A 26825-nucleotide genomic window follows, 5' to 3' on the forward strand; every position below is an offset into this window, starting at 1 on the left:
TGATTTTCAGGCTAACAGAATGGCGCTCGCAAAATAATATTTGCCTTACTATTTGGTTTTTAACACAGTTCATAACCCCGTACAATGAAGACCTATCAGTAACCAAAAACAATTTTAAAGAATGAAAACTTGGATTGGGGTGGATATTGGTACTACCAATGTCAAAGCAACAGCCATTGATGAAACGGGAGAAACCGTCGCACACGCCTCGGCAGCCTGCGTTACTTACCACCCAAAGCAGCGCTACGTTGAGCAAAATCCTGACGAAATTTATGGTTTGTTCGTCGCTGTCATCCAGCAAGTTTCGGAGCAATTGCGCCACAAAAACGCCCACATCGAAGCCATTGGCTTGTGTTCGGCCATGCACAGCGTCATTCCCATCGACGCCCAAAATCGTCGGCTTACGCGTTCACTCCTTTGGGCCGACAACCGCAGCGAAGCCCAAGCCGATGCCCTTAAAACGCACTCCATCCTCACAAAACTATACCCACAAGTAGGCATACCTGCCCATCCGTACGCACCATTGACCAAAATGGTGTGGTTTCGCGAACAAAAACCCGCCGTTTTTAGTAAAATCAGCCGTTTTGTTTCCCAAAAAGAATACATCTGGTACCGACTTTTTGGAAAATTTCAAATCGACTATTCGATGGCTTCGGGCACTGCCCTGCTCGACAATCGACGGTTTTGGTGGAGTGCGTTGGCCATGGACTATGCGGGTATTAACGCTTCCCAACTCTCCGACCTAGTTCCAACTTATCACCAAGAAAAACTTACCCAACGAAGCCTTGCCAAGCAACTAGGCATTCCTGTTGGTACCCCGTTTGTGATTGGCGCGGGCGATGCCTGTTTGGCCAATTTGGGTTCAGGAGCGTTGGAAACGGGCGTCACTACCCTCACCATTGGCACCAGCGGAGCGGTGCGTCAAACCGCCGCTACTCCCGCCCGCGACCCTCAGCAGCGTTTGTTCACCTACGTTTTGGACGAAACCCATTACGTATCGGGTGGCCCCACCAACAACGGCGGAAATGTGCTAGAATGGCTTTCCAAACACTTGCTTTTAAAAGATACCAGCGAACTGCTTGCCATGGCCGAAAGTATTGGCGCAGGTGCCGAAGGGTTATTGTTTGTCCCTTACCTTTTGGGTGAGCGCGCGCCCGTTTGGGATGCCCACGCTTACGGGAGCTACCAACGCTTACAATGGCAGCACACCCAAGCCCACATGGCCCGCGCGACCTTGGAAGGAGTACTGATGAACCTTAACCAAATTCGCCAAATTATCGACTCTCAACTCAACAAAACCCGCATCTTGCACGCCAATGGTGGCTTTACACGCTCAAAATTCTGGGTTCAATTGTTGACCGATATTTTCAATACGCCCGTTCGGGTTAATGAAAGCAACGAAAGCGGCTGCCTTGGGGCGACTTTGTTGGCCATGAAATCACTGGGTAAACTTGAAAGTTTGGAAGAAGGCGTCCATCAATACGTTCGATTTGCCGATACTTATCACCCCGACCCTTCGCAGACCAAAGTCTATCAAAAAGCCCAGCGTGAATTTGTAAAAGCGATGGCTGTGAGGTAACTACAAAAATGGCTTGGTATTTGTATTGGAACAAATTGAAAACTTTAAACGTTAAACAATCATCTTAAAATAATACGCCAAACCATGAAAAAGATTGGAATCGCCGCCGTCATCACTACTGTAATGGTAAGCCTTATGGCTTTTAAATCCGTTGAACCCAAAACCGAAGAAGCCAAAATTCAGTGGGTGACGTTGGAAGAAGCCTACAAACTTAACCAAAAACAACCACGCAAAATTTGGATTGATTTATACACAGAGTGGTGCGGATGGTGCAAAGTAATGGATAAAAATACCTTCAAAAATGCGGAAGTGGTTCAATTTACGAACAAGAAATTCTACGCCGTAAAATACAATCCTGAAAAAGATGCCGACGTAATGTTTGGAAAAGTGTCGTTCCGTAGCCTAATCAATGGCAAAGTGACGGGCTATCCAACCACGGTTTTCATGGACGAAAAAATGAACCTCATCCAACCGATTGCTGGTTATTTGGAACCGCGTATGTTCCACCAAGTGCTCGCTTATTTTGGCGACAACAATCACCAAAAAGAGCCTTTTGACCAGTTTCAACAAAAGACTTACCCTACTAAATACACCGCTAAAGCACAATAACGGGGTATTTTAGTTCTTCTAATTACTCTTATGCAATTATCACTTTATCAACTCGACGCGTTTACCGACAAAGTTTTTGGCGGTAATCCTGCCGCTGTCGTACCACTTACCTCATGGCTTTCTGACGAAACCATGCAGGCCATAGCCGCTGAAAACAACTTGGCCGAAACGGCCTTTTACGTCCCAACGGAAGCAGGTTTTCACATTCGTTGGTTCACCCCTACGGTGGAAGTTGACCTCTGTGGTCATGCCACTTTGGCGAGTGCCTATGTCTTGTTTGCACTCGAAAATTATGCCCACGACGAAATAAACTTCGACTCTCGAAGCGGTGTTTTAAACGTTCGCAAAGAAGGCGATTGGCTTGTTCTTAACTTCCCCGCTGACAGCATTCACAAGCAGTTGCTTTCGCCTCCTGCCTTATTGGAAGCGTTGGGGGAAATCAGTCCCGTTGAAATTTTACGCGGCAAAACCGACTTTATGGCGGTACTAGAATCTGAAGAACAAGTACGCACGCTTCAGCCCGACATTATCGTTTTATCGACTTTACCAGCACGAGGTGTCATTATCACTGCTCCTGGCGATTCGGTCGATTTTGTGTCACGCTTTTTTGCCCCACAATCAGGCATTGCCGAAGACCCAGTCACGGGTTCAGCACACACCACGCTCACGCCTTATTGGGCCGATAAATTGGGCAAAACCGAGATGGAAGCCCTGCAAGTTTCTGCCCGTGGTGGTGTTTTAAAAACAAAACTTATCGGTGACCGCGTAGAAATAGCAGGCCAAGTAAAACTCTATTTACGAGGCACGATTGAAATTGGGTAACCCCATTGGTTCACAAATAGAAGTTGGTTTTGAGAAATCAATGGCAAAGCGTCGGCAGGGGAATTTCCCACCGACGCTTTTCTTTTCTCTATTTTTCCGTTATAGCCTTCGCCAAACGCCTTCCTTTTAAAGGCATTTCCTTAGACTCTTCGTCTGGCAGGGTCAATGGGCGTTCAGGCTCTTCTTCTACAGGAGCAATTTCGAGGCCCGAGGCTCTCAGTTTTTCGATAATGGAAATAATCTCGTTTCCACGCCGACCTTGCTCCTCAATCGCAAGCTGATTGTATTCTTTTTCGCGCGCGGCTTCCCAGATAAACAGCTCTGTTTTAGCATCATAAATCCCTAAAGGCAATCCTTTTGAGATTTGGGAAAAGTTTTTAATCGCATCTTCCGCCTCGGGACGCGTGCTGTATGTTAGGTGATAAAAACTTCCTTTGAACAAATATAAAATTGAAAAACGGTTCATAGCAGTAGTGATTGAAGTAGGGCTTTATTGAAAAGCAAAAACGAATAAAACAATGGATTCTTGTACCGAATGATTTTCGGTAGGGCTTCCTCGTTAGAGTGGTTTTAATTTGTAGGTTGATTGATGAGCTGTAGCATTGTAGGGTAAGCTACGTTAGGCTCTGAAATAGACAAAAGAAAGAACAAGGTCTCTTTGAAGCGAGATATTTACTTAAACAAATATCAAGAAAATATAGCATTAAACAAAAGAACCGAAGAAAATATTTTTACATTTCCTTCGGTTCAATTTTATCAAAATATGATTTTTTCTAGTTTTGAACCATATAAGACATATAAGATTTTCTTATAATCCCTTGTATTTCTTAGATGATTCAGGTTGAACGCATTAAAAAAAGTAGCCTCAGCGAGGCTAAATCTTAGTAGAAAAAAGAGGTAAGGGACATCCAAAAGCCCCATCGGGGTGACATCTTTCACCGAACGTCGGCCGCCCAGATAGGGATTGGGGGGATTTCATTCATTTTTCTACTAAGATGTAGCTCCTCTGGAGCAATCAATAGCCATTCTACATTTTAATGCGTTCAACCTGTAGATGGTTCAAAAAATTTACTTCTTCAAAATCGTAAACTCTACGCGGCGGTTTTTCTTCCGGTTTTCCTCCGTCGTATTGGGGGAAACTGGCCGTGTAGGGCCATAACCTTTGGTCTGAATTCGGTCGCCCGCAACTCCTTTGGTGCCCAAATAACGCTTCACCTCCTCTACCCTATCTTTTGATAATTGTAAGTTGGCGTCAAAATCCCCGACGTTATCCGTATGCCCTTCGATGAGCACTTCCATCGTCCCATTTTCGGTCATCATTTGCGCGATTCGGTCCAATTCTGGCAATGAAGCAGGCAACAAATCAAATTTACTTTGGGCAAAGCCAATCGTGTTTAGCGTCACTTTTTGACCAATTTCAATGGGTGATAAAACGATTTCGCGGCGAAGTTCGCGGTACTGCGTTTCTTTGGTCAAATCAATCACCATGCCCCCCGACTGATACCCTTTTCGTTGGGCCGTTAGGCCGTATTGTTTTTGGGTATCCAAGACCACTTTGAAATCACCCACGGCAGGATCGTAGTCGATGCGTTGAGGGGTTTGTTTTTGGTCCAAATCCTCCACAATTACCTCCGCTGCTACTGGTTGTTTCGTAGTTTGGTCAAGCACCACACCTTTCAACATCACCGTCGGAACGGGGCGAATCTGCTCTGGAAGCTTCATTCTGAAAATATCAAATTCGCCCAATGAGTTTTCGGACGAACAAAAATACGCGTATGCCCCCGAGGCAGGAATGGTAAAATGAGCTTCAAAATCGGAGGTATTGAAGGCTGGGCCAAGGTTTTCTGGCTCCGACCAACGCGTCCAGGTTTCGTCCAAACGACGACTTACGTAAATGTCCATTTCACCGTATCCGCTGCGACCACTGGAGGTAAAATAAATCGTTTGATTATCGGTAGCCAAAAAAGGCGTAAACTCGTCATCGGCCGTGTTCAAATCAGCCCCCATGTTTTTAGCGGGCGACCAAGTACCGTCAGCTTGTTGGAAAGACACGTACAAATCTGCTCCCCCTTTGGTATTTCCATCTTGCAACGACAACACCATTACTTTTCCGTTGGGGCCAATGTAAAACCCTGAAAATGAGTGCTCGTTGACATAGCTCTGAAGGCGTAGCTCCTGCGGTGCCGTCCAGCCTGTGCGGTTTTTACGGCTCACCGACACCCCCTTCGACAAGCTTCCGTCGGGGTGATAAATGTTCATTAAGAGCGCTGTACGGTCGTCGGGAGAGATATAACAAATAGAATTTTCTTGGGCGTTGTTGATGGGCTTACCCATGTTCTGCGCTTTTTGCCACACCCCATTTTTTTCCTCGGCATACCAAACATCGTAATCTTCGGAAGTGCGAATATTTTCGGGGTGATCGTAGCGGGTAAAATAGATGGTGCGCCCATCGGGAGAAATCACAGGCGCTACTTCATTGGCTTTGGAGTTGACATTCGGACCAAGATTTTCTTTCTTCAATTCTTTGGGAACATTCTTGGCGAGGTTAATCATGGCCTCCACGGGCTTTTCGGACGCCGATATTCCAATGGCATCTATTTCGTTCCAACCTTCTACCAATTGCGTGTTAAGGGTTACTTTCAAAGAAGTTACTCTAAACGCCGTGAGTTGCGGTAGCCAAATACGGTGCATTCCTGCGCCGCGTTTACTGGCTTCGGGCTTGGCTTTGTAAAAAGTATATTCTTTGTTGTCGGTATCGTACCCCACAACGCTCGTCACACAGCCAGCGCCGTAGTTTTCGGCAATGACAATCTGACGAATCTGTGCGGGAGTTTCAAAGCCCACTTTTATCCATTCTTCGCCCGCGTCAGGTTGCGCTGGCCGCCAAGCAGATGCGCCACTTTCTCCCTGAGGAAGTTTGTTGGGTTTACCCAAAAGTTGAGACGGGCGGTACTGCGCACCGTTTCCTTGAGCATATTCGGAGGATACACCAATGACTTTTGAAGCCCACTGAACTTCCTGTGAATGAAGCACATAACTAGCAAGAAACAGTACAAAAAACGAAAAAAAACGCATGATTACAAGTTTTTTTAGGTAGCCACACATTTATCGTGCCAATTACAACAATTCGTCCGAAGGATTCCAAAAGACTTTCTTAAAATCGACGATTTTATCATTTTTCACTTTCACACCTTCCTGCTCCAGAAGTTCTTGCATGGCCGTAGGCGTTCCAAAAAAGTGTTTGCCCGTGAGCATTCCGTCACGGTTGACCACGCGATGTGCAGGGACGTCGGGCATTCCGTGGCAGGCATTCATGGCCCAGCCAACCATGCGAGCCGTCAATTTTGTTCCTAAAAAAGTAGCGATTGCCCCGTAAGAAGTAGCGCGCCCTTCGGGTATTTGCCGAACAACGTCATAGACGTCATCAAAGAAGTTTTTTGATTCCATGGCTCTTTTTGAACCATATAAGACATATAAAGGCAAATAAGTTTTTCTTATAATGTCTTATATGGTTACAAGTCGTACTAAGGCTTTTCGATTTTATTGACCAGCTCGCCATACCACTTTTCTCCATATTTGGTAATCAGCGGGTCTTTCAAGAACTTATACAAAGGCACACCTAGCTCCCGCCCATTTTCACAAGCAGGGCGACAAATGTGCCAGCGGTCGTAATTGAGCGCATCAAAATGGTCGTATTTAGTGATGCGAATGGGGTATAAATAACAAGAAATCGGTTTGCGGAACGTAATTTTTTTGTCCAAAAACGCTTGCTCAATCCCACATTTCAAAATTCCTTTTTGGTCGTAAATGGCGTACGCACACTCCCGCCCATTGACGGTTGGAGTAACGTAATCCCCATCAGCATCTTGTTCGTACAAGCCCGTTTTCTCAATAGCATCAAGCCCTTTTTTATTCAAATAAGGCTTCACTTTAGGAAAAACCTCTTCTAATTTCTCCAGTTCGTCTTCGTTGAGCGGCGCACCCATGTCGCCTTCAATACAGCAAGCTCCTTTACATTTTGTCAATTCACAAACAAAATACTGGTCAGCAATGTCATCGCTGATGACGGTATTATCAATGACTATCATTGTTTCTTAATCTTAATTTGTTGACCAATCTTTACTCCCGTATCAGGCAATTCGTTCCATTCCTTGATTTGATCCACTTTTACGCCGTATTTCTGCGAAATGCTAAACATCGTTTCGCCTTGTGCTACGGTGTGCGTGACAAACTCAGTGGCCTTAGGTTGCTGGTCAAGGGTATTCCCTACGGGGCGAATGTTCAACTTTTGTCCGCTCAACAACTTCGCATCTTGCGGTAGGTTATTCCAATACAAAATGTCGTTGACCGTTACATCGTACATTTTCGAAATGCTGTAAAACGTTTGCCCTGCTCCTACTACGTGTACAATTGCCTTGCCAGTCGAAGTTGCTGGTGTCGTGTTTTTAGGCGTTGAGGGAGCGGGTTCTTCGGTTGCAGGCTTAGTAGCAACTTTGTCCTGTTTTGGCGGAGTAGTAGTAGCCGTCGTAGGTTTCTGAGGGGTATCGTTGGTCGTAGGTTTCGTAGTTGGCGTTGTTGACGACGAAGCTGGGGTCGTATTTTTAGTAGTTGACGATTTAGGCTTTGAACTAGAAGTCGTCGATTCATCATTGATAATGACTACACGATCATCATCGCCTGGATTAAACGATGGCGCGCGACGGTTCGGCTTAGTCGTTGAATTCGACGAACTTGCTTGTTTGCTTGGTTTAGGCTCTGCCGATGTACCCGAGTCCGTAAACTCCACCCCTCCACCTTTGGAATCAGTTGTTGTTTGGGGCTGAGTTTGGGCGGGTGTAGAGGTTGTCGCAGGGGTATCCGCCATTTTTGGGGTATAAACCTTACGCTCCGACGCATTTTGTGGAACTTTATTGTTTGTTGTATTCGCTCCCGCCGTTTGCTCAGTACGCACAGGCTCTTGAACCGCTGGACGAGGTTGCGACTTATCCATTCCTGGCTTCCATTCATCTTGCGGGGTTTCAATGATTTCTACGGGTTTGCTTCTTGGGCGTTTTTTGGTCAACCAAAGCACACGTCCCGTTTGAAGGCGTGTGTTGCGGTTATCAATGCGGTTGTAACGAACCAAAAATTTCAAACGAACGCCATAAATCTGCGAAACTTTCCACAACGATTCTCCTTCACGCACGGTATGAAAAGGCACCACGGCACGTTTGTTTTTCTTGGCCAAATAATACACTTCCCCTGGCACCACTGGCCCGCGTTCCGACATATCATTATAACGTAAGAAACTACTAAAACTCACGCGGGCTTTTCTGGCCAACGACTCCACATTATCATTACCACCCGCCATAATTCCAGGCAAACCGTTGATTTCGTATAAAAGCAGGTCATTGCTATATCCTTCTGCCCGCACAAGCACTGGAAAACCAATGTCTTTTTGGGTAAAATTATCACGTTGATTTGGTTTTTTGAACACCGACAAACGCGAACGCACCGTTTCGTACTGGTCGTTGGTTACTGGTAACAACAAGGAATAATCTTTATCGCTAGGAATATCGTTGGTAGTCACCCAGCGGTTTTGGGCGCGAAGATTTGTTTCATCAACGGCAAATTCTTTGGCAATTCCTTCCAATGAGCGACCACCTGCTTGTGGATACTCCAACAACACAAACTGGTTAGGCGACTGATAGCGTTCGATGGCCGACTCAATGGCAATTTTATGGGCCAAAAAGCGCAAAATATAACGGTCAGACTTACCATCTAGCTTGATTTCGCGGGCATATCCCCATTCGGCGGGTATCGTTTTACTAATTCCACCCGCTCCCAAATAATACGAATACAACGACGCGACCCAGTTATTAAACTGCGTATTGCTTTTTTTAAGGTACTTTGCCGCAGCCCGCGTTGACGAAGTAATGTTTTTACGCTCGTCTATCTGGTCATCTACACGCAGACCATAATCCAAAGCCGTTTCTTTCTTGAACTGCCAAAATCCTACCGCATTTGACGCCGAGACGGCATCGGGCTGTAGGTTGCTTTCTTGCACTGCTAAATATTTAAAATCAACTGGTACATCTTCATCAATCAAAATTCCTTCAACGATGGGAAAAAACAGCAGGCACCGATCCAATTTCGCTTCCCAAAATTTTTTGTTGCCCATCAGAGCCTTTACATCTGTTTGAACTACGGCCCGCGCATCTTCATCAAGCTGCACGTTCATCCCAGCAAAGCCAACGCTACGCGGTACAGTAGGCACGGCAGGGGCTTGCGCAACGACAAATCCTACCAAAAAGAATGAAAAAAGAGTGGTTAGGGCTACAATACGTTTCATTGTGGTTTCGGTTCGCTTCATAACTAATTTTTATATGCAATCATCAAGCCGTCGCGGATAGGCAAAAGTAGGTTGCTTACCCGTGGGTCGTTGTGTACTTTTTGATTAAAGTCTAAAAGGTTCTGCGTATCCTTATCTATTTTTTTGTCTGTTTGTACAACTTTTCCGCTCCAAAGCACATTATCGGCAATAATAACGCCGCCTGGGCGCACTTTGTCAATGACCAAATCGTAATAGAGCGCGTAGTTAAGTTTGTCGGCATCAATAAACACCAAATCAAACGTATCGGGCAAGGTAGGAATCAATTCTACGGCATTGGCGATTCGGTAATCAATCTTGTTTTTATACGGAGATTTGTCAAAAAACGACCTCGTAAAATCCTCTAACTCTTCATTGACATCAATGGTTATCAGAAGCCCATCTTCGGTTAATCCTTCCGCCAAACATAAGGCTGAATACCCTGTGTAGGTACCTATTTCGAGAACCCTGCGCGGGCGCATCATGGTAGAAAAAAGTGCCAGCAAACGGCCTTGCACGTGCCCCGACAACATACGAGGCTGCAAAACCTTTGCGTGCGTTTCTCGATTGAGAAGAGCCAACAGCGTACTTTCGGGCGAGGTATGCGCCTGCGAATATCCCTCTATGGCCTCTGACAAAAACTCCATTTAGTGTAGGTTGTTTAACAAATATAAACGGAAAAACGCCTAAAAGTATATAAAATGCCCTTTTTTCACAAGACAGCCGTTTGTTCGGGTTGTGAGCAACACGTGAGGAGGGTTGCTCACAACCCGACTACTTGCCGTGGGAAGGGTTGCTTACAACCCGACTTTTACCAACCCGACTACTTAGAATCGTCTTCAGGCACAAAGCACAAGCTACTCCATTGGCTTTCGTCGAGCATTTCTTGGGCAATATCTTGGAGTTGTGAGGCAGTTACGGCTTCAATCTCCCGAAAAATTTCTTCCAACGAATCTATTTTTCCCGTATCTAAAATGCTTTTAGCCATCATCAGCATAAAGCTTTGATTACCTTCTTCCGACATAGCCAATTGCCCCATAAGCTGCACTTTCAAATTACGAAGCTGAATCGTCGTCAACGGTTTTTCTCGGACTTGGCGCAGTTCGCGATGTATCAATTGCATAGCACGATCAAGGTTTTTGGGTTCTGTTCCAAAAAAGACACCCAAAAAGCCTGTATCCAAAAAGGGGGCATACGTGGCTTCGATTGAATAAACTAGGCCGTATTTTTCCCGAAGCGTCATGTTAAAACGGGAATTCATGCCAGGGCCACCGAGCAGGTTAATCAGCATAAAAAACGGCAAACGTTTTTCATCCATCATTGCATACGCTGGCCGCCCCATCGCCACTTGGGTCTGGGTCATACCACGAGCTACCCGCAGCGTTTGAGGCACATAAATACTCGGCGATGTACGAATCCGTTGGCTGGTTGAATGAGGAAGGTCATACAGGTATTTTTCGGCTTGCTTCACCGCCTTGTTGAAAGGCAAATTGCTCACCAACGACACCACGATGCGTTCGGTATCCAGGTTATCGGCAATAAAAGTTTGTAAATCGTTACGCCCAAACGAGCGAACGCTTTCGGCTGTGCCAAGTATATTTTTCCCCAATTGGTGATTTTGAAAAACCAGTTCGTCAAAATCATCTTGGATGGCATCTTCGGGCGAGTCGTGGTACATGGCCATTTCTTCCAAAATCACGCCTCGTTCTTTTTCGATTTGTTTTTCGGGGAAAATGGAGTGAAACGTGATGTCAGACAACAATTCAATCGCTTTATCGCTGTGCGATGCCAACAATGACGCATGAAAACACACTTTTTCTTTCGTCGTGTAGGCATTCAACTCCCCTCCGACTGTTTCGAGGCGATTGATGATGTGGTACGATTTGCGTTTTTGAGTTCCTTTGAAAGCCATGTGCTCCCAAAAGTGCGCGAGGCCCTGCTGGTGTGGTTGCTCGTCCCGACTACCAATGTCGAGCATAATCCCCCAGTGAGCGATTTGGGTATGTGGTACTTGTTTGTGTACAACACGGATGCCATTAGGCAAGGTGTGTAAGCGGTATTCTTCCATTCTTTGCGATTATCACTTCTACAAAGGTAACAGTTTTTGGTGGATGTGGGTTTCGTCAACGCACCTTAAAGCCTGCTGTTCCTTGAGATTTTGCAGTTTTCTGCGTTGTTTTGAGGTTTAATCAGCCCCTTTCCGAAAGTTTTAAACCTTCAGGAAAGGTTACAATTTAATAAACCGTATGGCATTCCAAAAACTTTCCATGGACGAACTCAACCGCTTGTCGGTCGAAGAATTCAAGTCCGCCGCCAAACATTCCTTTGTATTTATCCTCGACGATATTCGTAGCCTCAACAATGTGGGTTCGGTTTTTCGCACTGCCGATGCCTTCAAAGCCTCGAAAGTCTATTTGTGTGGCCTGACGGGCACCCCTCCTCACCGCGACATTACCAAAACTGCCCTCGGTGCCGACGAATCGGTGGAATGGGAGCACGTGGAAGAGATCCTTTCACTCATCGCCCGCCTCAAATCGGAAGGCTACGTGATTGTCGCTATTGAACAAGCCGAAGGCAGTACGTTTTTACACGAGTTTAAACCCGTCGCTAACCAGTCGTACGCGTTTATTTTGGGAAATGAAGTTTTTGGAGTCAACGAAGACGTTGTGAATCAAAGCGATATTTGTTTAGAAATTCCTCAATTTGGAACTAAGCACTCGCTCAACGTATCGGTAACTGCTGGAATTGTGGCGTGGGATTATGTGTCTAAATCTATCAATATTTAACTGCTCCGCAGCTACGTTTTCAGACTAATTATGCGCCTTATCATTGACCCCTTAGGTGACGGCCATCATGACCTTTTCTTAAAAATTGACGTGATGCCAAGTCAACTCAAAATTGCTGACAGTTATTATCTTTTTGATTTTTTGGAAATTGGTCAAGAAGAAATAAAAGTGATAACACAACAAAAAATGACACCGATAGCCTATGGTACCTTACGGCTAATCGACTATTGGGAAAGTCGTATTTGGGCAATGACGAAAGGGCAAACTTTATTCTTATTGTTTGATTTATCGGATCAGTGCGTCGGAGGATTTCGAGTTACGAAAGTAAAATATGGGTATCAGTTTGAAGAGGTCTTTTCTGAACAAACAACCGGCTACGCTGTCAATAAATCTACACTTGACTCCGTTCTTCCTCTAACATTGCTTCAAACAGGCAAAAACTCTTCGTCTAGGTGGCTGATTAGCGAAGAAAAGCTGCGAGAGGGGCTGAATTGGAGTAAAAAAGAAATTTTAAATAAAAATCCCTGACCAAAGTTTTTGTTTTAACGACATTTGTTGTATCTATTTGTAAAATCTTTTCTTTCAAACTATATCCTCTGTTATCCCAATGAAATCAGACAAGAAAAAAGCAGCGACCGATATTGCGCAGAAAATATCAGCTGCCCTTACCACCGAAAATGTTTCTAAAAAAATAGCCAAGGCGATTGAAAAAGCCTCTGAGAAATTGGCTAAAAAGCTCCTAAAAATCAGCAAAGAAGCAAAAAAAGCCCAAGAAGCGGCCGAAAAAGAAGCGGCTAAAAAGGCGAAGAAAGCTGCCGAAAAGGAAGCTAAAAAGGCTAAAAAAGAGCCTAAGAAGAAAAAAGAGCCAAAAGTAATTACGCCCAAAGTGGAGGAGTCTGTAAAAACAGTCACTTCTGAGGTAACACCCGCACCGCCCAAAGCAGCCCCAAAACCTGCGGCGGCTAAACCCGCGGCTCCTGCCAAACGCCCCGCTCCTAAAAAAGCCCCTGCCGCATCGAAGCCAAAAGAATCGGATACATTAGCCGAAAGCTAGGTATCTCATTGATTTCTTGAAGGCGGTCTGACTATCGTCTGACCGCGACACAGGTCAGACGATAGTCAGACCGTAAAACCGCGGCAAAGGTCAGACCGTAAAACCGCGGCAAAGGTCAGACCGTAAAACCGCGACAAAGGTCAGACCGTAAAACCGCGACAAAGGTCGGACCGTAAAACAACGAAAGCCTCCCAAAGAGTTTTATGCGATGCATTGTCTTTGGGAGGCTTTCGTTTATTGTTACCCTTTTTATTCTTGTTTTGGTTTCTTAGGCACAAAAACAGGCTTAGGTCGAGCAGCAGGCTTTTCTTCCGTCGGCTGCGGACTATCGACCGTGGACTCTGGACTTAAAATTGGCTTCTTCGGCACAAAAACTGGCTTAGGTCGAGCAGCGGGCTTTTCCTCCGTCGTCTGCGGACTATCGACCGTGGACTCTGGACTTAAAATTGGCTTCTTCGGCACAAAAACTGGCTTAGGTCGAGCAGCGGGCTTTTCTTCCGTCGTCGGTGGACTATCGACTGTGGACTGTGAATTAGATTTATCTTCCGTCGTCTGCGGACTATCGACCGTGGACTCTGGACTTGAAATTGGCTTCTTCGGCACAAAAACAGGCTTAGGTCGAGCAGCAGGCTTTTCTTCCGTCGTCGGTGGACTATCGACTGTGGACTGTGAATTAGATTTATCTTCCGTCGTCTGCGGACTATCGACCGTGGACTCTGGACTTGAAATTGGCTTTTTAGGCGCAAAAACTGGCTTAGGTCGAGCAGTAGCCTTTTCTTCCGTCGTCTGTTGACTATCGACTATGGACTGTGAATTAGATTTTTCCTCCGTCGTCGGTGGACTATCGACCGTGGACTCTGGACTTAAAATTGGCTTCTTCGGCGCAAAAACTGGCTTAGGTCGAGCAGTAGCCTTTTCTTCCGTCGTCTGTTGACTATCGACTATGGACTGTGAATTAGATTTTTCTTCCGTCGTCGGTGGACTATCGACCGTGGACGACGGACTTGAAATTGGCTTTTTAGGCGCAAAAGCAGGTTTGGGACGAGCAGCGGGTTTTTCTTCCGTCGTCGGTGCACTATCGACTGTGGACGCAGGATTCGCCTTTTGCTTTTTCAGCTCTTCCTTCTCCCGCATGAATTGCTCATACAAAGCTTTCTTTTCATCGGCTTCTTCGGGCGAGAGGTTAGCGTAGTGATAGTTCATATCACGCACATCAAACTCACTGTAATCGAAGGTTTTAGTCATCGTCAAACACTCCGTGGGGCACACTGTCGTACACAGGCCACAATAGCAACATTTAGCCATGTCGATGTCAAACTTGGCCGCATACAAGCGAATGGGTGAACCATCAGACGCTTTTCCGACTTCTCCCGTTGCTTTAATTGGCTCAATATCAATACAATCGACTGGGCAAACCTTGGCACATTTATCACAGACAATGCAATCATCCATTTCATTGTGCAAACGATAACGGCCATTATCGGGAATGGGCATGACTTCGAGTGGGTACTGCAACGTCACCATTCCTTCTTGTTCATTGAAATAACCACTTGTCCCGACATTGTGGTTGCTTCGACGATTTCGCGCTTGCCACAGGTGCCTAAAGGTGAGTTTTAATCCTCCTAACGTGGTACGAATACCGTCGTTGATATGTTCAAAATATGTTTTCAAAGAATTTGTTTTTAACTCTTCCCAAATCGTTTCAACCAATCCATTAATCTTTCAACATCAGCGCGGAGAAAAAGTTGCGTTCCTTCGTTCATGGTTGCAGCCGAACCGCAAGCCACACCCCAGCGAATCATTTCGGAGTACGTCAGTCCTTGCATCAGTGCCCACGTCATTCCTGCTACCATGCTATCGCCCGCTCCTACTGTACTTCGTTTCTGAACGGGGGGAGCGGGTACGTGCTCACACAGGTCTTTCGTAACCAAAATAGCTCCCTTAGGCCCCATCGACACAATCACCACTTCACATTTTCCGTCTCCTATGAGCATTCGAGCGGCGTCATCCACGTCGTCGATTTGTAAATCTTTCGCACCAACCAACGCTTCCAGTTCGCCGATGTTGGGTTTCAACAAAAACACGCCTTCATCACAAGCAGCCCGAAGGGGTTCTCCCGAAGTATCCAACACCAGCCTTGCTCCTATTTCTTTGCTGATAGATGCTACTTTTTCGTAAAAATTGACGTCCATTTGGGGCGGTAAACTTCCACTTGCTACGACGTATTCGGCTTTTGACTGCCGTAATGTTTCCAAAACAGCCTCGGTTTCGGCTTCGCTCAAAGCGGCTCCTGGCATCCCGAAACGGTATTGGGCGTTGGTAGAAGTTTCGGCAACAATAAAATTCTCCCGCGTCCACTGTTCGGTCTGAATCACCTCACAGTCAATCCCTTCTTGAGACACCAAATCGCGAAGAACTTGTCCCGAAGGACCACCTGTTGTAAAAATAGCGGTACTTTTTCCTCCCAATCGCTTGATGGCTTTGGAAACATTGATACCTCCCCCTCCCGCATCAAAACGTGGCGCATCACAACGCAGTTTTTGTTCTGGAATCAGTCGGTCGATGTGGGTGCTTTTATCTACCGCAGGGTTGACGGTTAGGGTGACTATTTTCATCGTGTGTCTTGTCGTTATTTTAGGATATTAGACTTATTTGGACGCCTTATTCCACTCCTCAATTTGAGCCAAAATATCTTGTTGCCCCACTCGTTTTTCCGATGAAGTAACAAAAATAAGCGGCAGCTCTACCCACGTTTCTAACAGGGTCTTTTTGTAGTTTTCAAGTCGAGTTTGCAACTGGTTCGCAGTTAGTTTATCTGCTTTTGTAAACACCAAACAGAACGGCACTCCTTTTTCTCCCAGCTTTTGCATAAACTCAAGGTCTATTTTTTGGGGCTCAATGCGGGAGTCAATAAGCACAAAAGTACAGGTAAGGCTTTCACGGTTGAAAAGATAATCGTCTATCATGATCGACCACTTTTGGCGTTCGGTTTGCGATACTTGGGCGTATCCGTAGCCAGGCAAATCGACCAAATACCAAGCATCGTTTATCATAAAGTGATTGATTACCTGCGTCTTACCTGGCTTACCTGAGATTTTAGCAAGGTTTCCGTGGTTGGTAAGCGCGTTGATAAGCGACGATTTACCTACGTTCGAGCGGCCGATAAATGCGTACTCGGGACGGTCGGGCTTAGGGCACTGTTCGTGCTGCGAAGAGCTTTTGACAAAAACGGCAGTTTTGATTTTCATAGTGCAAAATTACAAATAACTCACCAATGACGTCGGGATTTGTTTGTTTTGACCAAATTAGTTTTCGTAAAACTCAATCGGAAGGTCGTCGGGATCAGCAATAAAGAAAAAACGCTTGTGGGTAAATTCATCCACCCGAATCGCTTCACATTCAACACCTTTTTCGGTCAAATAGCCGTGCGCTTGCGAAACATCTGCCACACTAAAAGCCAAATGCCGCAGTCCAGCGGCTTCGGGGCGAGAAACCCGCGCAGGAGGATTCGGAAACGAAAACAATTCGATTTGGTAGTGGTCATTGATGGCCAAATCAAGTTTGTACGAATCGCGTTCGGCACGATACACTTCCGCGACCACCCTTAAACCCAGTAATTGCGTATAAAAATGCTTTGAACGCTCGTAATTTGAACAAATAATGGCTACGTGGTGAATGTTTTGAAGTGAAAGCATGTTGTTATTTTCCTTGTTTAAAACCTCCTTGGTTGTCTTTTGCTCAAATTTAAAAAAATTTAGCCATGCCCCATTTACCCGTTTACGACACTCGTCTGCAAGCCGCACCATTAGCCGAGTACCTGCAAACCTTGTACCCATTTTTAGACATAGTCGAAGCACGCATTCTCAAAACGGGTATTAATCATACGTACTTACTTCGCACAGCGACCGATTCGTACATTTTTCGGTTGTACTTTTATCAGTGGCGCAGTCGGTTGGAGATTGAGGAAGAAGTTCGACTGCTACTTCACCTAAAAGCATCAGAAGTACCTGTTTCGTACCCAATTGCCGACAAAAATGGGGTATATATCCAAGAAATAGAAGCACACGAAGGCTTACGTTTCGGCGTCCTTTTTTCGTTTGCGGCAGGTGAGAAGGTTCGTTTTTTTAGTTCCGAACACAGCTACGGCATCGGACAAGCGATGGCACGTTTTCACAAAGCAACTCAGAACTTTGATTTACAACGCGTTACATACAATTCTGAGATTTTGCTCAAACAGTCACTGGGACGAATCCGCACCTATTTTTCTCCCGATTCAGAAACCATGAAGTACATTGAGCGAATTGTTCCTTTGCTAACCGATGTATTGGATTCAACCGACACAGCTTCGATTCGTGCGGGGGTCGTTCACCTCGACATTTGGTTTGACAACTTGAACATTGCTACCGACGGGAAAGCGACGTTCTTTGATTTTGATTTTTCGGGAAATGGCTGGCAATGCCTAGACTTGGCCTATTTCAACATTCAACTGTTTAATACCGAACCTGACACCCATCGCTACGAAGAAAAATTAGCTCGTTTTTGGGCGGGTTATGAAGCGATACAACCTGTATCTGACGAAGAAAAAGCGCTGATTCCTCCGCTTGCCGTGTGCATTTGGTTGTTTTACTTAGGTACTCAATGTCAACGCCACGACGACTGGTGCAACCTTTTTATCAGCGAAGATTACCTAAAACGCTTTATCGGCATGGCGCAGCGTTGGAGTGATAAGCATGGTTTGTTCAAGGGAGAATAAAGAGCAAAGGGGCAAGGTCTTAAATTATACATTGTAAGCAAGCATCTATATCTTCTTTTTCAAGAAATGGATATGCTTCCAAAAGGTTCTCGACTGTTTCACCTGCTGCAATGTATTCCAAAATTGTTCTCACTGTAATCCGATACCCCCTTATTGTCGGTTTACCATTGCATACATTCTCATTAATAGTAATTCTTTTCAATAAATTTTCCATGAGACTTTTTTTATACAAAATTAAGAATTTGTTTTCACTGCAGGTTAAACACATAAAAAACCAGCCTCAGAGAGGCAAAACCTTTGTAATAAAAGTAAACAAACCCCTCCCCAAAGCTCCATCGGGGTGGCCAACGGGGCTTCAGGCGAGGCTAATTATTTCTTTCTACGAAGATTTGGCTCCTCTGGAGCAATAAATAGTCACTTTATATTTTTTATGCGTTCAACCTATTTTCACTGGGACAAAGGAAACAAAGAGGCAAAATGGCAAAGCCAAACCTACTCTACCGAAAGCATTTTGGCATTTACTTCTTTTTCGATGGTGATATAGCCTGGGTAATTGATTTGTGAATTACCAATCCCCAAAGTAGGTCGTAGTTTGATGGTCAACTTCGAGGGCGTTGTGTTGGCTTTTCCCGATAAGTTTTGCATCATATTGACGATGGCTTCTCGGGCTTTGCTGTCGGTAATAAACCGATACGCGTTGGTGGTCAATTGCATCGGAACGCGGGTCGTTCCGCCTTTGGGTTGTACTTCAATACGCTGGTCGTACAGCCCCGTAAACAACTCATTTTCTGACAAAAATACCTTGTACTCAAACTGGTTGATACCTGCCAAGTTTTTGGTTGGATTGGTGATATCAAGATTAAGGCGGAGGTTGAGCGGGACGTCTTTGGTCAATATCGCTAACCCTATTCTTGGCGACTGCGACAAATCAAGATTTTGTAGGCTTCTAACATCTACGCCTGCTAACGTAATATTATCGGCCGACGCAACAGTGTATCTGCAGTCGCCAAGGGTTTTTACTTCTGAAATTTGTTTCGTAACAGCGCAGCGCTGAAACAGGCCAATCAAGGCCAAAATCACTACCAAAAGGCTAATTCTTTTCATTCTAGTACGGATGTTTGATGTACCCAACGTTTATTAGCCCGTAAAATTGCGACCTAGAATAGTTACTGGCAAATCTTTTGCAACACTTTTTCCGTTGCCTCATCAAGTTGCCCACGTTCTTCTTGACTACGGTATGTAGTTGCAAAAAGGCTGTCCATTGTTTTCGTGATTTTATCGGCCAACTCTCCCGTCCGAATAGTATAGCTTTCTTTCACCGAATCAATTTCAGCTATTTTCTTTGGTGACAATCGAAGTTTATTTTTGGTCAACGAATCTTCCATAAACCGAATGTCGTTGGCTACTTTAAAACGTTCTTCTTTCAATTGACGGGCTTGGCACTCCAATTGAGCCATAAGTTGAGCGTCGTTTTCCAGTTGGGCTTGGTTATTTTTTTGACAACCTAGCATCAACAAGCTACCCAACATTACCCCCACTCCTATCAGTCTCTTCATCTTCATTAGGCGTAAAATACTATTTAACATTCTGTGGCCATTGAATCGCACTAAGTACATTGTTACCAATACCGCGCCCCATCAACAAGCCATTTTCGTTGTCCATAACGTAGTGAATACCACCGTACAAACGCGAATTGGCACATTCTTGAGACATGGCCGAAAAGTTGGTAAACTTACGCGGCTGGAAACCATGCTGTACTTGCGAACGGTCAGTAAAGGTATAATTGCCGTCACCGTTGGTAAATAATTTGATAAAAATCCGCTCTCCAACGCCAATTTCTGTGGCGTGCCCCGATGTATAAGCAGGGAAAGCAGGAGTTCCAATCACCGTTTTAAAAGCTGGGTCGATGTATTTTTGGATGTAAGAAACTGGGCGAATCAACGAATAATCGTATTTCGCTTTCCAACAAGCAATAAAAGCATCAATTTCGGCAATACCCAACATGGCATAGCCCACTACGGCCTTCTCAAGCGTCGCATTTGTTTCTTCCAACAGTTGGGTAAGAATGTTAAATGTGTGTCCTGTAGGCGTACAAGTGGCAAACGGATCGTCGGCCCAAAACTTCGTAATTTCAACCTGCTCAGGTGTGTTATTTTTCACTTGATTATACACATCCAACGCCTCTTTGTAAAACGCAGAGCTTTTATCGGTTGAGAACGCAAGAGGTTTCACAGGATTGGCATAGGTCATATCAGAAGCTAAAATGGGGCGGCACTTAGCCCAATAAGGACTCAACGGTGTAGCATTGTTGGCATCAGTAGGTACCCATTTGTCAACACCAGTTACGGGCGTAAAAGGCCGCGAAAACGGATTTAAGTACGAATCGTGCCCACCGTCGGTGAGCGAGTATTCGTAAATACCCTGCGAAACGGCCCGCCCATGCTTTACCGACTCATCAATCAACAACTTTGAGGTTGTTTTCAAAAACGCCGATAGGTTATCGGCTTCCATCTGGTTAATTTTTGCTAGGTTGTCGGCGCTCAATTTTTTGTCAAACATCTTACGCATCATGTCAGCTACGGCGGCATTGACTACCGCACCCCAATGATAACGTACATTGAGCGGAAGCGGCACGGGCATCGTTGCGGGCATCAAGCGATTGATTTGACCCGCCAGAGGTTTTCCATTGGGGATTCCACTATAAACGGCTTCGTAGGCCGTAATGCCCACATACCCAAACGCCCGAGACGCTTGCGGAGGCAAAAAGCCTGCGGTCTCTTTCACAATTCGACACTCAAGCTTCATCCACTCACGCAGAAAATCAGCCGAATAGTCCGATACATTGTTTGTTTTGGTGGGTTCTACCACCTCAGGCGTTGTTGTACATCCTGCCAACAAAGCCACAAAAAGCACAAAGCACAGTAAACGTTTCATAATCATTACAAAGAAGGATTTGGTGTAGTTCGCAAATCTGTTTTAAGTTAAAGTTCTTATCTGACCTTTGTTAGACCTACCAAGTTTTAGAAACTTGGCAGGTATTCTCCGTTATTAGACCTACCAAGGTTTAGAAACTTGGCAGGTCTTTTCTGTTTTATTTTCTCTTTACAATTTCACTCCTACCGACAGCGCCACACTCCGCCCATCCGACGACCAAATACCTGGTCCTGGGTAAAATGTAGGACGTTTGGTAAAATAAGACGCATTCAATAAGTTGTTGATGCTCAAACGCACGGTGTATCGTTCACTGATACGAACCGTGGAGTTCCAGTCGATGATGGTGTAACTTGGAACCACCCCTTTCGCTCCGTTAGCCGAAGGTTGCACCGTATTGAGGGCGTCGGCAAACGTTTTTGACACATAACTACCCAACAATGTTGTGCTCAACCAGCGGTGGTTAAACTCAATCCCATTGCGGCTTGTCCACTCAGGTACTGACTCCACTCGGTTGCCTACAATGTCTTGGTTGTCTTTTCCGTTGCTCACTTTGCCTTTTACGTAACGGGCATCAATGTAGGCCGTTGAGGTAAATACCGACAAGCGAGTACGACGGCTACGCAAAAACTCGTATTCTAAGTACATCTCAACGCCTTTGTTGAGGTTGTCGCCGATGTTGGTTCGGAAGATGTACGACGTGCCATCGGGGTCGCTCAAAATCAGGCTACCAAGGCGGTTTTTGTAGCTTAGGACAAAACCAGTGATGTCGTAATGTAGCTTGCCAGTACGGCCGCTCATTCCTACCTCAAGATTGTACCCATGCGCATCTTTCAGGTTTTTATCAGCCCGCTCCAACACTGAGGCAGGGATAATATCCTTCAAAATCACGGGGCGATACGCTTGCGACCAGCCCGCATAGATTCGGTTTTGTTCATTCAAACGGTACTGCGTACTGACTCCAAACAACGGAAAGCGATGCGGAATACTGTTGGGAACTACCTCAGGTTTGAGGTAACGGATGTATCCCGAAAAATCGGTTTGACCACTTTCCAAACGGAAACTTGGGGAGACTGTCCAGCGGCGGGTCAAATACAATAAGTTTTCGGCAAATACTGCCACGTTCTTGGTTTTAAAGTGCATGTCACGTCCCCAGCCGTCGGTTCCTACGAGTGTCAGGTCGTAATCACTGCCTGTGGTGCCTTTGCCTAGTTGTCTGCGGTTCAAATCGTTGTTCATCACCTGCACTCCTGCCACCAATACCGAGCTCATCTGCCCAATTTGGTAATCATGCGAAAGTTTAAGTTCAGACGTAAAACTGTTGAATTTGTCAACATCCACTTGGCGATTTTTGTACTGCAACGTACTAGCTTCGATGGCGTCTTTGACCGTGGCAAAAGCATCAATCATCACGCTGTTGCGCGCTCCAAGGACCATTGAGTTTACCCATTGCAAACGCGTCCGAGGCGTTATTTCCCAACGCAGCGTGAGCGAAGGCAGGTAGATGTCTGGTTCATAATAATTGCGCGAACGGGTGGACATTCGTGGATTGGCCAAAAACATACTGTCGGTCAGCGGCCCAGGAATTTGATACACATAATCGGTATGTCCTACTTCCGCTTTTAACGACAATTTTGGCGTAAAATCGTATTGCAAACCAACGTACTGCGACTCCGATTCCGAGCGGCTATTCTGACGATATCCGTCTGACTTACGGCGGTGGTAATACGCATAATACGTCAGCTTTCCGACTTTCCCGCCAATGGCATTGTAAGAACTTAGCAAGCCAAAAGAGCCCAACGAACTGATGTTTTCAAACCCAAATTTGCGGGTAGTGTCCGCTTGTTTGCTCACGTAATTGACCATTCCACCAAACTGCGCGCCGTACTGGAGCGAGCCCGTGCCGCGCACCACCTCAATCCGCTCAAACGATTCGGCAGGAGGATTATAGTGGCTGGCAGGGTAGCCATACATATCGGTATTGCCAATGACGCCATTGTAACGGACATTAAACTCCCAGCTACGGTGCGGGTCAAGCCCCCGCGTGGCAATGTTTATTTGGTTGCCCGAACCGTCCATGTCATACACGAATATGCCAGGAATTTTGGCAAAAAGTTGACGAGGATTGCGTTCGGCGATGTTCGCATTTAGTCCCAACAAATGAATCACTTCGCTCTTTTTTCCTGCGGCAATCAGCATTTGATGCACGTCAGGTAAGCGTTCGATTTGGATTCGTTCACGCAGCCCAACAACCTCTACTTCTTTCAAGTTTCGAGTGGTGTCTGGCTTCGTTTTTTGAGAATAACCCTGTAGGCCAAGGCATAACCCTAGCAACAGGAATGATGTATTTTTTATCATTCAATAGCTCCCTAATAATTGGTTAGTAAACTTTTTTAGCTGGCACAAAGCCAAGAAATTACGCAAGTTTACCGAACTCGGGAGGGGGCGACAAAAGATGAAAAAAGGAATCTGAAGGAATCTGAGAAGAAAGGTAATAGACGGATTTAGGCAAATAACCTGCAAATAGCAACGGAGGCCAAACCAACTCTGCATTGGATACGTACGACTTGGATAACCCTAAAAATAGCGCAATCGTTTTTTTCACAGGATTCAGTGGCGCTTTGGACGTAGCATCCAACGACTCCTGAATTTGATTGGAAAGTTCGGTAAAACGCTCGCGGGCGTCGTGGTTGGTTTTCAGGACAATGTAGAGCGTATCGTCTTTGTGATACTGCTTCACAATATTATAAAAATCGCCGTCTTTTCGAATCAGCCCTTCCTGTTCGGCAGGGATTTCTTGGTAAGAAACGTAAGGCAATTCTTGAAGAGGTATCTTAATTATATCCCATTGGTCATTTTTGGCAACGGGAGAAGCGCTTTGGTATTCATCTTCAAAACACAACAATGCCACCGACAGCCCAAACATGTGGTAGAGCAGTACGATTAATAGACCGGTGGAGAGTAGTTTTTTCAATGAAATTGGCACAATAACGGGTACAAATTTAAGCCACCAATTATCATGCCAAAAATTATTTATACCTTTTTGTATTGGGATGAAACGTTTTCCAACTGTGCCAATACTCTTGATACGCATTGGCTCTTTCCAAATCAGGGATACCTTTTCGGTGCGACTTGCCCAGCAAATCATACACGCAGCCTCCCTCATCATACAGCGAATCGTTTTTCATACTGAGTTTTTGCCCAGGCGTGGCCCGTTGTAGTGCCACAAAACTCTGTTTATCAGATGTCAGCACCACCGTTACTGGCAAATAACCAATCATGTCATTGATGATTTTTTCTTTTTGCAATTGATTCCAATCATACGCTTTGACCCCTCCGTTGACCTCTACACCCACCACCCACGATTTATCATTCCACGAGCCGAAGTCACGTTTGGTCAGCTCTCCCGTCCGTTTTCCTGTTTCGTATTTACTTAATGAATCATATTTTTCTTGAAATTTTGCATCGGGTTGCATCACCAACGTCGTTGGGTGCAGCTCCATCCATTTCGCCAAAGTAAGTTGCATCACAGGAACTTCAGGTAAAAATTTCCCTTTTAGCTCACCCGCTATCGCCTCCCCGTTGGCCTGCCGCCACCAGCTACCTGTGGTTTTATCTTCAAACATGGCGTTGAAATGATCCATCCCGACCAATCGGAACGTTTCCTTTTTCCCGTCCACCAGCGGCTCAAACACCCTACCCGTGCGGCAAACGGTACAGTACGTCACAATAATCGGTTTTCCTCCCAACGTATCTTGCACTTGGTGGTGATACCCAATGTATTGAATCGGATACGCCCGCGTTTGTCCATTGACTTCCACCCCAATCACAAGACGTTCTTTGGCTACTTTATTATCGATTCTATTTTTCAGCGTCAGTACTGAAGGCTGGTAAAACATCGAATCGGCCGCCATTTTGAAATTGGCAGCGTAGGTAACTGCTGCCACCGCAAGGATACAAATACCAGCGACGTACGGCTCCCATTTTTTCCCTCGGAAAGCTACAAAAGCCCCAACCAAAGCCATTGCCCCGAACACCGCGCGAAACACCCACCGACACGTATGTAAAAAATAGGCCGCGTCAATGCTGTTCATGCGTTGGCTGCCTGGCATGGGCATGATGAAATACACGTTGGCGATTTCAAAAAGAATCAGGCCAATAATACCGATGTAAAAAAGCTTTTTCATAGAAAACTATCCATTTTGATAGGGTTAATTTTGGTAAAAACTCCCAACAAAACTGCTGGGAGTTTTCAATCACTCCAACCTATGATATAATCTTTTCAGAAGTATATTTCCCTTCCGATGAATATCCTTTTTCAACAACCCTAGCAGCTCTCGAACGATAGACCTCAGGGTTTTGAGGCGCAATCGTCGCTAACCCATCCACGTACCGATTGAACATGCAAAAAGCCGCTGCAATGAGTACCGTGTCGTGAATTTCACGGTCGGTAGCACCTTGTACTTTTGCAGCCTCTACTTGTTCGGTCGTAACGTGTTTTCCACCTTTTTGCACGCTACCCGCAATCGCCAACAATGCCTTCATTTTGTCCGAAAGCGCGGTTTGTTCGTAATCACATTTTACGGCTTTAACCAACGACCAGTCGTCGTCTCCCAAATACTCACTTGCCACCGCTCCGTGAATGGTTTGGCAGAAAAAGCAGTCGTTTTGGGATGAAACGTAGGTGGCTATCAGTTCACGTTCGCCACGGCTCAGTCCTTCGTCGGTTTGCAAAAGCGCATTGGCCAGTGCATTCATCGGTTCGGCCGTATGTGGACTAAAATTCATGGGACCCAAAATCCCTGGTAAGTCGTTTTGAAATTGTATATGTGGCATGGCCAGTTTGTGTTACTTAATTTTTTTCTCCGCCAACTTGGTCCCTTCTATTCTTGATTTAATTTTTGCAAAAGCAATGCTACGTGCCGTTGATACATCATCAGCAAAAGGGGAAAAACCACAATCATCCGTAGAACCCAGTTGAGAAACGGGAATATAAGCAGAAGCTTCTACGAGCAAATCACAGATTTCTTCGGGTGTTTCGATACGAGGGTCAAGTACGTTAGTTACTCCCAGAAATATTTTTTGATTGGGGTTAATAGTGGCCTGAATCGCTTCTAAAACCGTTTTTTTATCTTTTTCAGCAGCATATTCCAAATAAAAATTACCTGCTTTTAATTTAAAAAACAGGGGCAAAAGTTCTGAATAAGGAATATCAGCACTATGGGTAGAGTCATGATCGCCGCCAGGACAGGTATGAATGCCAATGCGACTGCGCTCTGCTTCGGTAAATCGATCTAATACTTGATTATTCAAATCAATAAACGCCGATAAAAGCCCTTTGCTCGGGTCTAACTTTAACGCTAATCGCGCTTCTGTAAAGTCAATCTGAACATTGTAAGCACCACTATTGAAGCATTCACGAATATCCGTTTCAGCCTGATTGATTAAATCAGCTAAAAATTCGGCTTGCGAGTAGCCTTCAATCCCTTCTTGCGGATACAGCAAACTGATGGCTGATGCAGTAATAACAGCCTGTTTAATGGGTAAATTTGTATATTTTTTTGCTCGTTCGAGGTAGCTACTGGCAAAAGTATGGTAGCGAAAAGGACCTGCTGTCAATTTAGGAAGTTGACGGGTATGTCCATCTGCAAAAGGAATGATGACCCCATCAGCAGCCAAATTTGTCAGCCCCGCAATAGGATATGTGGCAAAACTCGGTTTTGATTGCTCACCATCAGAAATAACGGGTGAACCAGTGGCTTCCAGCTCTTTGATGGTTTCCTGCGTGGCTTTTTCAAACAATTGCGACAATTCTCCCTGCTTTATTTCACCTTTTCCAAAAGCCTGCATGGCCTGTTGCAAATACGCTGGACGTGGAATACTCCCAATCGGTTCAGTTGCTATCGTGCTCATCTGTTTTATCGTTTTAATTTGTGAATACC

At 45.4% G+C, this 26825-nt stretch carries 27 protein-coding genes; 7 read left to right on the forward strand and 20 right to left on the reverse strand.

What is annotated here, in order from left to right; all coding sequences use genetic code 11:
• The first annotated feature begins 121 nt into the window (after positions 1–121).
• From AC23N5_RS21940 to AC23N5_RS21950, 3 genes are all read left to right on the forward strand, one after another.
• Positions 122–1579, forward strand: a complete 1458-nt coding sequence (locus tag AC23N5_RS21940; RefSeq protein WP_487757267.1) for a gluconokinase — start codon at positions 122–124, stop codon at positions 1577–1579.
• 84 nt (positions 1580–1663) lie between these two features.
• Entirely contained in the window at positions 1664–2188 is a 525-nt protein-coding gene (locus AC23N5_RS21945; protein ID WP_122931575.1) for a thioredoxin family protein, read from the forward strand.
• A 30-nt stretch (positions 2189–2218) separates the two neighbouring features.
• Positions 2219–3010, forward strand: coding sequence for a PhzF family phenazine biosynthesis protein (locus tag AC23N5_RS21950; RefSeq protein WP_487757268.1), 792 nt, complete (start codon positions 2219–2221; stop codon positions 3008–3010).
• Positions 3011–3098: 88 nt separating this feature from the next.
• Here AC23N5_RS21950 and AC23N5_RS21955 read toward each other — a convergent pair whose 3' ends face one another.
• From AC23N5_RS21955 to AC23N5_RS21985, 7 genes are all read right to left on the reverse strand, one after another.
• Positions 3099–3476, reverse strand: a complete 378-nt coding sequence (locus AC23N5_RS21955) for a hypothetical protein (protein WP_487757269.1) — start codon at positions 3474–3476, stop codon at positions 3099–3101.
• Between the two features lie 602 nt (positions 3477–4078).
• Entirely contained in the window at positions 4079–6085 is a 2007-nt protein-coding gene (locus AC23N5_RS21960) for an OmpA family protein (protein ID WP_487757270.1), read from the reverse strand.
• Between the two features lie 42 nt (positions 6086–6127).
• The gene (locus AC23N5_RS21965) at positions 6128–6457 is read right to left on the reverse strand and encodes an MGMT family protein (RefSeq protein WP_487757271.1); all 330 of its coding nucleotides are present in this window, start codon (positions 6455–6457) and stop codon (positions 6128–6130) included.
• 77 nt (positions 6458–6534) lie between these two features.
• Complete coding sequence (locus AC23N5_RS21970) at positions 6535–7098, reverse strand: DUF3109 family protein (protein WP_183973980.1); 564 nt, start codon at positions 7096–7098, stop codon at positions 6535–6537.
• Positions 7095–9341 (reverse strand): LysM peptidoglycan-binding domain-containing protein, encoded by a 2247-nt coding sequence (locus AC23N5_RS21975; protein ID WP_487757272.1) that lies wholly within the window; start codon positions 9339–9341, stop codon positions 7095–7097. The genes AC23N5_RS21970 and AC23N5_RS21975 overlap by 4 nt, the downstream gene beginning before the upstream one ends.
• A gap of 23 nt (positions 9342–9364) precedes the next feature.
• Positions 9365–10006 (reverse strand): O-methyltransferase, encoded by a 642-nt coding sequence (locus AC23N5_RS21980; RefSeq protein WP_028522959.1) that lies wholly within the window; start codon positions 10004–10006, stop codon positions 9365–9367.
• A 176-nt stretch (positions 10007–10182) separates the two neighbouring features.
• On the reverse strand, positions 10183–11427 hold the full coding sequence (locus AC23N5_RS21985; protein WP_183973976.1) for a M16 family metallopeptidase: 1245 nt from the start codon (positions 11425–11427) through the stop codon (positions 10183–10185).
• Between the two features lie 178 nt (positions 11428–11605).
• Between AC23N5_RS21985 and AC23N5_RS21990 the strand changes: the two genes are divergently transcribed.
• From AC23N5_RS21990 to AC23N5_RS22000, 3 genes are all read left to right on the forward strand, one after another.
• A complete protein-coding gene (locus tag AC23N5_RS21990; RefSeq protein WP_487757273.1) occupies positions 11606–12145 on the forward strand; it encodes an RNA methyltransferase in 540 nt (179 codons plus the stop codon).
• A gap of 30 nt (positions 12146–12175) precedes the next feature.
• On the forward strand, positions 12176–12673 hold the full coding sequence (locus AC23N5_RS21995; protein ID WP_487757274.1) for a hypothetical protein: 498 nt from the start codon (positions 12176–12178) through the stop codon (positions 12671–12673).
• Positions 12674–12752: 79 nt separating this feature from the next.
• Complete coding sequence (locus AC23N5_RS22000) at positions 12753–13199, forward strand: hypothetical protein (protein WP_183973971.1); 447 nt, start codon at positions 12753–12755, stop codon at positions 13197–13199.
• Between the two features lie 249 nt (positions 13200–13448).
• On the opposite strand, the gene AC23N5_RS22005 is transcribed toward AC23N5_RS22000, so the two are convergent.
• From AC23N5_RS22005 to gloA2, 4 genes are read right to left on the reverse strand one after another with little or no spacing between them, the layout of a single operon-like run.
• Complete coding sequence (locus tag AC23N5_RS22005) at positions 13449–14870, reverse strand: 4Fe-4S binding protein (RefSeq protein WP_487757275.1); 1422 nt, start codon at positions 14868–14870, stop codon at positions 13449–13451.
• Between the two features lie 11 nt (positions 14871–14881).
• Positions 14882–15814 carry a 1-phosphofructokinase family hexose kinase gene (locus tag AC23N5_RS22010; RefSeq protein ID WP_487757276.1) on the reverse strand — a complete coding sequence of 311 codons (933 nt, stop codon included), beginning with the start codon at positions 15812–15814 and terminating at the stop codon, positions 14882–14884.
• A gap of 33 nt (positions 15815–15847) precedes the next feature.
• The gene (yihA, locus tag AC23N5_RS22015; protein WP_028522953.1) at positions 15848–16447 is read right to left on the reverse strand and encodes a ribosome biogenesis GTP-binding protein YihA/YsxC; all 600 of its coding nucleotides are present in this window, start codon (positions 16445–16447) and stop codon (positions 15848–15850) included.
• Between the two features lie 57 nt (positions 16448–16504).
• Complete coding sequence (gene gloA2, locus AC23N5_RS22020; RefSeq protein WP_183973967.1) at positions 16505–16894, reverse strand: SMU1112c/YaeR family gloxylase I-like metalloprotein; 390 nt, start codon at positions 16892–16894, stop codon at positions 16505–16507.
• A 65-nt stretch (positions 16895–16959) separates the two neighbouring features.
• Here gloA2 and AC23N5_RS22025 point away from each other — a divergent pair, with 65 nt between their 5' ends.
• Positions 16960–17952, forward strand: coding sequence for a phosphotransferase (locus AC23N5_RS22025; RefSeq protein WP_487757277.1), 993 nt, complete (start codon positions 16960–16962; stop codon positions 17950–17952).
• A gap of 19 nt (positions 17953–17971) precedes the next feature.
• On the opposite strand, the gene AC23N5_RS22030 is transcribed toward AC23N5_RS22025, so the two are convergent.
• From AC23N5_RS22030 to AC23N5_RS22070, 9 genes are all read right to left on the reverse strand, one after another.
• A complete protein-coding gene (locus AC23N5_RS22030; protein ID WP_487757278.1) occupies positions 17972–18166 on the reverse strand; it encodes a DUF433 domain-containing protein in 195 nt (64 codons plus the stop codon).
• A 278-nt stretch (positions 18167–18444) separates the two neighbouring features.
• On the reverse strand, positions 18445–19056 hold the full coding sequence (locus tag AC23N5_RS22035) for a hypothetical protein (protein ID WP_122931589.1): 612 nt from the start codon (positions 19054–19056) through the stop codon (positions 18445–18447).
• 62 nt (positions 19057–19118) lie between these two features.
• Positions 19119–19508 (reverse strand): hypothetical protein, encoded by a 390-nt coding sequence (locus AC23N5_RS22040; RefSeq protein WP_183973963.1) that lies wholly within the window; start codon positions 19506–19508, stop codon positions 19119–19121.
• 19 nt (positions 19509–19527) lie between these two features.
• Positions 19528–20886 carry a vanadium-dependent haloperoxidase gene (locus tag AC23N5_RS22045; protein ID WP_183973961.1) on the reverse strand — a complete coding sequence of 453 codons (1359 nt, stop codon included), beginning with the start codon at positions 20884–20886 and terminating at the stop codon, positions 19528–19530.
• A gap of 168 nt (positions 20887–21054) precedes the next feature.
• The gene (locus AC23N5_RS22050; protein WP_487757279.1) at positions 21055–23151 is read right to left on the reverse strand and encodes a TonB-dependent receptor family protein; all 2097 of its coding nucleotides are present in this window, start codon (positions 23149–23151) and stop codon (positions 21055–21057) included.
• Between the two features lie 148 nt (positions 23152–23299).
• Positions 23300–23809: a hypothetical protein gene (locus AC23N5_RS22055; protein ID WP_487757280.1), complete on the reverse strand. Its 510-nt coding sequence runs from the start codon at positions 23807–23809 to the stop codon at positions 23300–23302.
• A 103-nt stretch (positions 23810–23912) separates the two neighbouring features.
• Positions 23913–25070, reverse strand: coding sequence for a DUF3179 domain-containing (seleno)protein (locus AC23N5_RS22060; RefSeq protein ID WP_487757281.1), 1158 nt, complete (start codon positions 25068–25070; stop codon positions 23913–23915).
• A gap of 79 nt (positions 25071–25149) precedes the next feature.
• Positions 25150–25719, reverse strand: coding sequence for a carboxymuconolactone decarboxylase family protein (locus tag AC23N5_RS22065; RefSeq protein ID WP_487757282.1), 570 nt, complete (start codon positions 25717–25719; stop codon positions 25150–25152).
• 12 nt (positions 25720–25731) lie between these two features.
• On the reverse strand, positions 25732–26796 hold the full coding sequence (locus tag AC23N5_RS22070; protein WP_487757283.1) for a cobalamin-independent methionine synthase II family protein: 1065 nt from the start codon (positions 26794–26796) through the stop codon (positions 25732–25734).
• Between the last annotated feature and the right edge of the window lie 29 nt (positions 26797–26825).

The organism is Runella sp. R5_40 (assembly GCF_057652295.1).